Source organism: Streptomyces sp. NPDC043896, assembly GCF_056435605.1.
The window spans coordinates 1-10,501 of sequence record NZ_JBWKEE010000053.1; the positions used below are offsets into that span (position 1 = coordinate 1).

Sequence of the window (10,501 nt, forward strand, 5' to 3'; positions counted from 1 at the left end):
AGGCGCGCGGGCCGCTCCTCAGCCAGCCAAGCCTGTACGAGTCCCAGTGCCTCGGTGACGGCCGCGTGGAGCTCCCCGCCCGGGGTCGGGGTCACCACGTACTCGGGCGCGTCCTGGCCTTCCTCGCCCAGCCGGGCCCATGAGCCGACAGCCCCGGCCTCAGGTGTGACCTCGGTCCACTCCAGCCGGAACAGCGCGTCCCGCAGGGAGCCGTCCTCCAACTGCCCCGCCGACACGGCCCGCAGTGCGAGCGATTCCACCGTGGCGACGGGTGCTCCGGCCTGGTCGGTGAGCGTCAGCGAGACCGCATCGGTTCCGGCCGGGGCGATCCGTACCCGCAGGGCGGAGGCCCCGGCCGCGTACAGCGACAGCCCCGTCCAGGCGAACGGCAGCCGTGCCCCGCCCCCGCCGTCGGCGTTGACGAAGGAGCCGAGCCCGATGCCGTGCAGGGCGGCGTCCAGCAGGGCCGGGTGCAGCCCGAACCGGCCCGCGTCGGCGGCCGCCGCCTCGGGGAGCGTCACCTCGGCGTATACGTCGTCGCCGAGGCGCCAGGCGGCCTTCAGCCCCTGGAACACCGGCCCGTACTCCAGCCCGGCCGCCCCCAGCGTCCCGTACAGCCCGGCCACGTCCAGGGCCTCGGCCCCGGCCGGCGGCCAGACGGCCGACCCCGCCTCGGCGGCGCGGCCGCCGACGGAGAGGGTGCCCTCGGCGTGCCGGGTCCACGGCGCGTCCGGGTCGGCGTCCTCGGGGCGGGAGAACAGGGCCAGCGCGCGCCGGCCCCGCCCGTCGGGCTCCGTGACCGTCAGCCGCAGCTGGACGCCGCCGTCCTCGGGCAGGACCAACGGGGCTTCCAGGGTGAGTTCGTCGAGGGTGTCGCAGCCGGCCTCGTCACCGGCCCGTACGGCCAGCTCGACCAGGGCCGCGCCCGGCACGACCGCCCGGTCCAGGACCCGGTGATCCGACAGCCAGCCGTGCGAGCGCAGCGACAGCCGGGCGGTGAACAGGAAGCCGCCCGGGCCCGCCGAGCCGCCGGGGCCGTCCGCGCCGCCCTGGCCGGCCAGGGAGATCGCGGTGCCCAGCAGCGGGTGCCCGGCCAGGCTGAGGCCCAGCTCGGCGGCGGCCGCCGGACCGCCGCTCCGGGAGGTCGTCCCGGCGGACTTCAGCCAGTACCGCTCGCGCTGGAACGCGTACGTGGGCAGGCCGGTCACGGTGGCCGGCCGCAGGTCGGCGTAGAAGGCGTCCCAGTCCACGCGCACGCCGCGCACGTGCAGCTGCGCGACGGCGTGCACCAGCGACCACACCTCGGACCGGTCGCGGCGCAGCGAGGGGACCAGCGCCGCGTCGGAGCCGGGGGTCAGGCACTCGCGGGCCATCAGGCTCTGCATGGCGAGGGGCCCGACCTCCAGGTACGTGGTCACCCCTTCGGACTCCAGCGTGCGGACGGCGTCGACGAACCGGACCGCCTCGCGGACGTGCCGCACCCAGTACTCGGGGTCGCACATCTGCTCGGCGCCCATCAGCGCACCCGTCAGCGCGTCGACCATCGGGATGCGCGGGGCCTCGAAGGTGAGGGACCGGGCGACCTCGCGGAACGCGTCGAGCATCGGGTCCATGTGCGGGGAGTGGAAGGCGTGCCCGACGGTGAGCCGCTTGATGCGGTGGCCGGCGGCCTTCCAGCGGTCGCCGAGACCGTCGATCAGCTCGTCGTCACCGGAGACGACGAACGCCTCCGGGCCGTTGACGAGGGCGATGTTCACCCGGCCGTCGAGGGCGTCGAGGGCCTCGCGCACGACGTGCTCGGGGGCCTCGACGGCGACCAGGCCGCCGCCCGGGGGCAGCTCGTGCATCAGCCGGCTGCGGCTGGTCACGAGGGTCGCGGCGTCGGCGAGGGACAGCACCCCGGTGATGTGGATGGCGGCGGAGTCGCCGATGGAGCCGCCCGACACGAGGTCGGGGCGGATGCCCCAGTGCTCCAGGAGGCGGTAGAGGGCGACCTCCAGGGCGAAGATCGCCGGGGAGGAGTAGAGGGTCAGGTCGATGAGCGCGGCCTCGGGCGTGCCCTCGGCGGCGAACACGATGTCCCGGATCGGCCGGTCCAGGTGCTTGTCGAGCTCGGCGCAGACCGCGTCGAAGGCGGCGGCGAACACCGGGAACGCCTCGTACAGTTCACGGCCCATGCCGGGGCGCTGGCTGCCCTGGAAGGTGAACAGGAAGGCCGTGCGGCCCTTCTCGGCCGTGCCCTGGACCAGCCCGGAGGCCGGGCCGCCCGAGGCGAGGGCGTCGAGGCCGCGCAGCAGCTCCTCGCGGTCGCCCGCGACGAGCGCGGCCCGCTGGTCCCAGACGGACCGGGTGGCGGCCAGGGAGTACGCGAGGTCGACGGGCGCAACCCCGGCCGCCTCGGGGGACTCGCGCAGGAAGGCGGCGAGCCGCCCGGCCTGGGCGCGCAGCGCCTCGGGGGTCCGGCCGGAGACGAGGAACGGGAGGGTCGCCGGCGGCGTGACGGCGGCGGCCCGCGGCAGCGGTACGGCGTCTCCCGTGCCCTCGGCGCGGTCCTCCTCCGGGGCCGGGGCCGGGGCCGGGTCGGGCTCCGGGGCCTGCTCCAGGATCACGTGGGCGTTGGTGCCGCTGATGCCGAACGAGGAGACGGCGGCGCGGCGGGCCCGCCCGGTCTCGGGCCACGGCCGGCCCTCGGTGAGCAGCTCGACGGCCCCGGCCGACCAGTCGATGTGCGTGGACGGGGCGTCGACGTGCAGGGTCTGCGGGAGGCTGCCGTGGTGCATGGCCTGCACCATCTTGATGATGCCCGCGACGCCGGCGGCGGCCTGGGTGTGCCCGATGTTGGACTTGACGGAGCCCAGCCACAGCGGCTGGTCCGCGTCGCGGTCCTGGCCGTAGGTGGCGAGCAGGGCCTGTGCCTCGATGGGGTCGCCGAGTTTGGTGCCGGTGCCGTGGGCTTCGACGGCGTCGACGTCGGCGGGGGTGAGGCCGGCGCTGTCGAGGGCCTGGCGGATGACGCGCTGCTGGGAGGGGCCGTTGGGGGCGGTGAGTCCGTTGCTGGCGCCGTCCTGGTTGACGGCGGAGCCGCGTACCACCGCGAGCACCCGGTGTCCGTTGCGCACGGCGTCCGACAGCCGCTCGACGAGCAGCATGCCGACGCCCTCGCCCCAGCCGGTGCCGTCCGCGCCGTCCGCGAAGGACTTGCAACGGCCGTCCGCCGACAGCCCCCGCTGCCGGCTGAACTCCACGAAGGTCGCGGGCGTCGCCATGACGGTGACACCGCCCGCGAGGGCCATCGTGCACTCCCCGCGCCGCAGCGACTGCACCGCCAGGTGCAGTGCCACCAGCGAGGACGAGCAGGCCGTGTCGACCGTCACCGCCGGGCCCTCCAGGCCCAGGGTGTACGAGACGCGGCCGGAGGCGATGCTGCCCGCGCTGCCGTTGCCGAGGTACCCCTCCAGCTCCTCCGGGACGTCGGCGACGCTCGTCCCGTAGTCGTGGTACATCAGCCCGGCGAACACGCCGACCCGCTCGCCCTTCACCGACAGCGGATCGATCCCGGCCCGCTCGAAGGCCTCCCACGAGGTCTCCAGCAGCAGCCGCTGCTGCGGGTCCATCGCCTGCGCCTCGCGCGGCGACACCCCGAAGAAGCCCGCGTCGAACTCGCCCGCGGCATCGAGGAACCCGCCCTCGCGCGTGTACGACGTACCCCGGTGCCCGGGATCCTCGTCGTACAGCCCCTCCACGTCCCAGCCCCGGTCGGACGGGAACGGCGTGATGCCGTCCCGGCCGCCCGACACCAGCTGCCACAGGTCCTCAGGCGTCTGCACGCCGCCGGGGTAGCGGCAGCTCATCCCGACGATCGCGATCGGCTCCGTCGCCTCCGCCTCGACCTCGCGAAGCCGTCGAGTCGTCTGACGCAGATCGGCCGTGACCCGCTTCAGGTAGTCAACGAGCTTCGTTTCGTCCGCCATCGGTGTGTCGCCTTTCAAGGAATCTCTGTGAGCCGGATCAATGCGGGGAGGAACGCGGTACGGGGTGTCGGGTGGGGCGCCTACATGGATCCGAATTCCTTGTCGATCAGGTCGAGCAGTTCGTCAGCGGTCGCCGATTCGATCTCACGCTCATCGGAACCGGCATGAGTACCGGTAGCGGATCCCTCAGGCCGGGACGCCGCCGCGAGCCCGTCGAGCAGTGCGCGCAGCCGCGCCTCCGCCTTCGCGCGCAGCGCCTCGTCCCCGGCGATGGAGGCCAGTACGGGCTCCAGCGAGTCGAGCCGCTCCGACAGGGCGTTCTCGGCGTACGAGTCGAGCAGCTCCGCCCGCAGGTACGCGGTCAGCGCGGCGGGCGTCGGGTAGTCGAACACCAGCGTCGCCGGCAGCACGAGCCCCGTGGCCGGACCGAGCCCGTTGCGCAGCTCCACGGCGGTCAGCGAGTCGAAGCCCAGCTCGCGGAACTGCCGGTCGGCGTCCACCGCCGAGGCCTGCGCGTACCCGAGGACCAGCGCCACCTGGCCGCGTACGACGTCCAGCAGGGCCGCGTCCCGCTCCTCCGCCGGCAGCGCCAGCAGCCGGTCCCGCAACGACGGTCCGGCGACCGCGGCCCCGCCGCCGTCCGGCCCGGCCGTCGCCGCCCGGGCCGCCGTCCGGCGCGCCGGTCCGGCCACCAGGGCGCGCAGCAGGCCCGGCACCTGGCTCCGGGTGCGCAGGGTGGGCAGGTCGAGGGGGACGGGGATGAGGAGGGCCTCGTCGGTGGTGAGGGCGGCGTCGAAGAGGGCGAGGCCCTGACCGGGGGTGAGGACCTGGACGCCGGAGCGGCCGATGCGTTCGACGTCTTCGGGGGTGAGGGTGTCGCCCATGCCGCCGACTCCGGCCCATAGGCCCCAGGCCAGCGACAGGCCGGGAAGGCCCGCCGCGCGGCGTTCGGCGATGAAGGCGTCGAGGAAGGAGTTCGCGGCGGCGTATCCGGCCTGTCCGGCACCGCCGAAGACTCCGGCGACGGAGGAGAAGACGACGAAGGCGGACAGGTTCGTGTCGCGGGTCAGCTCGTGCAGGTTGACGACCGCGTCGGCCTTCGGGGCGAGGATGCGCGAGACGCGTTCGCCGGTCAGGGAGCCGATCGTTGCGTCGTCCAGGACCCCGGCGACGTGGACGACGCCGGTGAGCGGCCGGGCGGTGGGGATGGTGCCGAGGAGTTCGGCGAGTGCGGTGCGGTCGGCTGCATCGCAGGCCGCGATCCGTACGCGGGCGCCCAATTGCGCGAGTTCTTCGGTGAGTTCGGTGGTGCCGGGGGCTTGTGTGCCGCGTCGGCTGGTGAGGAGGAGGTCGCGGACGCCGTGTTCGGTGACGAGGTGGCGGGCGAAGAGCGCGCCGAGGCCGCCGGTGCCACCGGTGACCAGGACGGTCCCGTCGCCGAAGGCGGCCTCTTCGGTCGGCTCGGTCACGGTAGCGGCCCGTGCCAGACGGGGGACGAGTACGGCCCCGTCCCGTACGGCGATCTGGTCCTCGCCCGCCGCCAGGGCGCCGCAGACCAGCTCCCGCACCGTTTCGAGATCGGAGGCCTCCACCAGGGCGAACCGGCCCGGGTTCTCCGCCAGCGCGGAACGCACCAGACCCCACACCGCCGCCGTGGCCGCGCTCTGCTCCTCGGCCGCGAACACCAGGCGGGACGCGGCGAACCGCTCCTCGGCCAGCCAGGCCTGTACGAGTCTCAGCGCCTCGGCCACGGCCGCGTGCACCTCCCCGCCCGGCGTCCGCGTGACCACGTACTCCGGCACGTCCGCCACCGCGTCCAGGTCCGGGTAGCCGTCGGCACCCAGCAGGGCCCAGGTCCCGCCCGCCCCGGCCTCGACGGCGAACTCCGTCCACTCCAGGCGGAACAGCGCGTCCCGCAGCGCCGCGTCCCCGAACTGCCCCGCCGATACGGCGCGCAGCGCGAGCGACTCGACGGTGGCGACGGGTGCTCCGGCCTGGTCGGTGAGCGTCAGCGAGACGGAGTCCGTCCCTGCGGGCGAGATCCGTACCCGCAGGGCGGAGGCCCCGGCCGCGTACAGCGACACCCCCGACCAGGCGAACGGCAGCCGAGCCCGTCCCGGCTCGCCGGAGAGGAAGGAGCCGAGCCCAATACCGTGCAGGGCGGCGTCCAGCAGGGCCGGGTGCAGCCCGAACCGGCCCGCCTCGGCGGCTGCCCCCTCGGGGAGCGTCACCTCGGCGTATACGTCCTCGCCGAGGCGCCAGGCGGCCTTCAGCCCCTGGAACACCGGCCCGTACTCCAGCCCGACCCCGGACATCAGCGCGTAGAGCCCCGCCACGTCCAGGGCCTCGGCCTCGGCCGGCGGCCACACCGCAGGCTCCGTTTCGGGAGAGCGGTCGGCGAAGGACAGCGTCCCGTCCGCGTGCCGGGTCCACGGCTCCCCGGCCGGGGCCTCCTCCGCCCGGGAGAAGACCCGCACCGGACGCCGCTCCTGCGCGTCGGGCTCGCCGACCACCACCCGGACCTGGACGCCGCCGTCCTCGGGCAGGACCAGCGGGGCTTCCAGAGTGAGTTCGTCGAGGGAGTTGCAGCCGGCCTCGTCACCGGCCCGTACGGCCAGCTCGACCAGCGCCGCGCCCGGCACGACGGCCTGCCCCATGACCCGGTGGTCGTCCAGCCAGCGGTGCGTACGCAGCGACAGCCGGGCGGTGAGCAGGAACTCCTCGGACTCGGGCAGGGCGACCGCGGCACCGAGCAGCGGGTGGTCCGCCGAGTCGATCCCGGCGTGCCCGGCGTCGGCGGTGGCGCCGGGGTCGAGGATCCAGAACGTCTGGTGCTGGAAGGCGTAGGTGGGGAGACCGAGGGGGGCCGCTGCCGAACCGGCTCCGGCGAAGAAGGCGGTGCGGTCGGCGAGGCCGTTGGCGGTGAGCAGCTGCGCCAGCGCGGTGACCACGCTGTCGGCCTCGTCACGGTTGCGGCGGAGGGTGGGTATGAGAGCGGTGCTCTCGTGGGTGAGGCAGGGGCGGGCCATGGCGGTGAGGACCGCGTCGGGGCCGAGTTCCAGGAGGGTGGTGGCGCCTTCGGTTTCGAGGGCGCGGATGGTGTCGTGGAAGCGGACGGTTTCGCGGATGTGGGTGACCCAGTAGTCGGGCTGTGCGATCTCGTCGGTGACGAGGCCGCCGGTGAGCGCGGAGACGAAGGCGATCTCCGGCGGGCGGAAGTCCAGCCCGGCGATGGCGGTGCGGAACTCCTCCAGGATGGGGTCCATGAGGGGGGAGTGGAAGGCGTGGCTGACGCGCAGGGCCTTCGACTTCACCCCGGCCGCGTTCAGCTGGGCGACGACATCCTCGACGGCCTCCCGCGCGCCGGAGATGACGACGGCCTGGGGGCCGTTGATCGCGGCGATGGCCGCGCCGGGCACGAGCAGCGGAGTGACCTGATCCTCGCTCGCCTGGACGGAGACCATGACCCCGCCCTCGGGGAGGGCTTCCATGAGGCGTCCGCGTGCGGTGACCAGCGTGGCGGCGTCCTTGAGGGACAGCACCCCGGCGACGTGCGCGGCGGCGATCTCGCCGACGGAGTGCCCGCCGACGAACTTCGGCACCACGCCCCACGACTCGACGAGCCGGTAGAGGGCGACCTCGACGGCGAACAGTGCGGGCTGGGTGGTGCCCGTCCGGTCCAGGGCGCCGGAGTCGTCGCCGAACACGGTGTCCTTGATGTCGCCGCCCAGTTCCGCGCACACCGCGTCGAACGCGTCGGCGAACACCGGGAAGGCTTCGTAGAGCTCGCGGCCCATGCCCGGCCGCTGGCTGCCCTGGCCCGTGAACAGCACCGCCAGGCGGCCCCGGCCGGTTGCCTGGCCCGCGACGACGGAGGGGCTCGGCTCGCCCGCGGCGATGGCCTTCAGGCCCCGGGTGACGCCGGCGAGGTCCTGGCCGACGACCACCGCGCGGTGCTCCATCTCGGTGCGGGCGGTCAGCGCCTGAGCGAGGTCCGCGACGTCCAGCCCGGGCCGCTCCTCCACGAACGCCAACAGGCGTTCCGCTTGCGCCCGCAGCGCCTCGGCCGAACGGCCCGACACCACGACCGGCACCGGACCCGACACCGGCTCGCCGGTCCGGACGGCGGGCGCCGTCTCCGGCGCCGCCTCCAGGATCACGTGGGCGTTGGTGCCGCTGATGCCGAAGGACGAGACGCCCGCGCGGCGGGGGCGGCCCGTCGCGGGCCACGGTCGCGCCTCGGTGAGGAGTTCGACGGCGCCCTCGGTCCAGTCGATGTGCGTGGACGGGGCGTCGACGTGCAGGGTCGCGGGCAGGACGCCGTGGCGGATCGCCTGGACCATCTTGATGACGCCGGCCGCTCCGGCGGCGGCCTGGGTGTGTCCGATGTTGGACTTGACGGACCCGAGCCACAGTGGCTGGTCCGCGTCGCGGTCCTGGCCGTAGGTGGCGAGCAGGGCCTGTGCCTCGATGGGGTCACCGAGTTTGGTGCCGGTGCCGTGGGCTTCGACGGCGTCGACGTCGGCGGGGGTGAGGCCGGCGCTGTCGAGGGCCTGGCGGATGACGCGCTGCTGGGAGGGGCCGTTGGGGGCGGTGAGTCCGTTGCTGGCGCCGTCCTGGTTGACGGCGGAGCCGCGTACCACCGCGAGCACCCGGTGTCCGTTGCGCACGGCGTCCGAGAGCCGTTCGACGAGCAGCATGCCGACGCCCTCGCCCCAGCCGGTGCCGTCCGCGCCGTCCGCGAAGGACTTGCAACGGCCGTCGGGGGCGAGACCGCGCTGCCGGCTGAAGTCGACGAAGGTCTCGGGCGTCGACATCACGGCCACACCGCCGGCCAGGGCCATCGTGCACTCGCCCCGTTGCAGCGCCTGGGCGGCGAGGTGCAGTGCCACCAGCGACGAGGAGCAGGCCGTGTCGACCGTCAGCGCCGGGCCCTCCAGCCCGAACAGGTAGGAGACGCGCCCCGAGGCGACGCTGCCCGCGCCCGCCGTCCCCCGGAAGCCCTCCAGACCGTCCGGGATCGCGCCGAGCCGGGCGAGGTAGTCGTGGTACATCAGGCCCGTGAAGACACCGGTCCGCGTGCCCCGGGTCTGCTCCGGGTCGATGCCCGCGTCTTCGAACGCCTCCCAGGCCGTCTCCAGCAGCAGCCGCTGCTGGGGGTCCATGGCGAGGGCCTCGCGCGGTGACACGCCGAAGAAGCCGGCGTCGAACTCCGCTGCTCCGTGCAGGAACCCGCCCTGGTCCGCGTACGAGGTACCGGGGTTGTCGGGGTCCGGGTCGAAGAGGTGGTCGAGGTCCCAGCCCCGGTTCTCGGGGAAGCCGGTGATGCCGTCGCGGCCGTCGGCGACGAGCCGCCACAGGTCCTCGGGGGATTCCACGCCGCCGGGGTAGCGGCAGCTCATGCCGATGATCGCGATCGGCTCGTCGTCGGCGATCTCGGCCTCGGACACGACCGGTACGCCCGAGTCCGCGCCGACCAGCTCGGCACGGAGGAAGTCGGCGAGGGCGGCCGGCGTCGGGTGGTCGAAGACCACGGTCGCCGACAGCCGGATCCCGGTCTGCGCCATCAGCGCGTTCCGGAACTCGACGGCCGTGAGCGAGTCGAAGCCCAGCTCGCGGAAGGCCCGCTCGGCCTCCAGCGATCCGGCGTCGCTGTGCCCCAGTACGGTCGCCGCCTGCGCGCTGACCAGGTCCAGCAGCACCGAACGCTGCTCGGCGGCCGGGAGCCCCGCCAGCCGTTCCGCCCAGCCGGACCCGCCCTGCGCGCCGGCCCCGGAGGCCCCGGCGGCGGTGCGGCGGCGCGGCGCGCGGACCAGCCCGCGCAGCAGGGCCGGGATCCGGCTCTGGCGGCGCAGGGCACGCGTGTCGACGGGGACGGGGACGAGGAGGGCCTCGTCGGAGGTGAGGGCGGCGTCGAAGAGCGCGAGACCCTGACCGGCCGTCAACGGGCTCACCCCGGAGCGGCCGATGCGTTCGACGTCCTCGGCGGTGAGGGTGTCGCCCATGCCGCCGACGCCGGCCCACAGACCCCAGGCCAGCGACAGGCCGGGAAGGCCCGCCGCGCGGCGTTCGGCCATGAAGGCGTCGAGGAAGGAGTTCGCGGCGGCGTATCCGGCCTGTCCGGCACCGCCGAACACACCTGCGGCCGAGGAGAAGACGACGAAGGCGCTCAGGTTCGTGTCGCGGGTCAGCTCGTGCAGGTGGAGGGCCGCGTCGGCCTTCGGGCGCAGTACGTCCGCCACGCGTTCGGCGGTCAGGGCGGACACCACCCCGTCGTCGATGACGCCGGCGACGTGGACGACGGCGGTGAGGGGCCGGTCGGTGGGGATGGAGTCGAGGAGTTCGGCGAGTGCGGTGCGGTCGGCGGTGTCGCAGGCCGCGATCCGTACGCGGGCGCCCAACTGCGCGAGTTCTTCGGTGAGTTCGGTGGTGCCGGGGGCTTGTTGGCCGCGTCGGCTGGTGAGGAGGAGGTCGCGGACGCCGTGTTCGGTGACGAGGTGGCGGGCGAAGAGTGCGCCGAGGCCGCCGGT

General features: G+C 74.6%; 1 protein-coding gene and 1 pseudogene. Both read right to left on the minus strand.

Going from position 1 to position 10,501, the window contains the following annotated elements; translation table 11 throughout:
* Nucleotides 1–3,968: pseudogene (locus tag AC069X_RS37270) on the minus strand (type I polyketide synthase); the annotation flags it as partial.
* Between the two features lie 83 nt (nucleotides 3,969–4,051).
* Nucleotides 4,052–10,501, minus strand: a 6,450-nt coding sequence (locus AC069X_RS37275; protein ID WP_478736039.1) for a type I polyketide synthase, incomplete at its 5' end; no start/stop codon positions are given.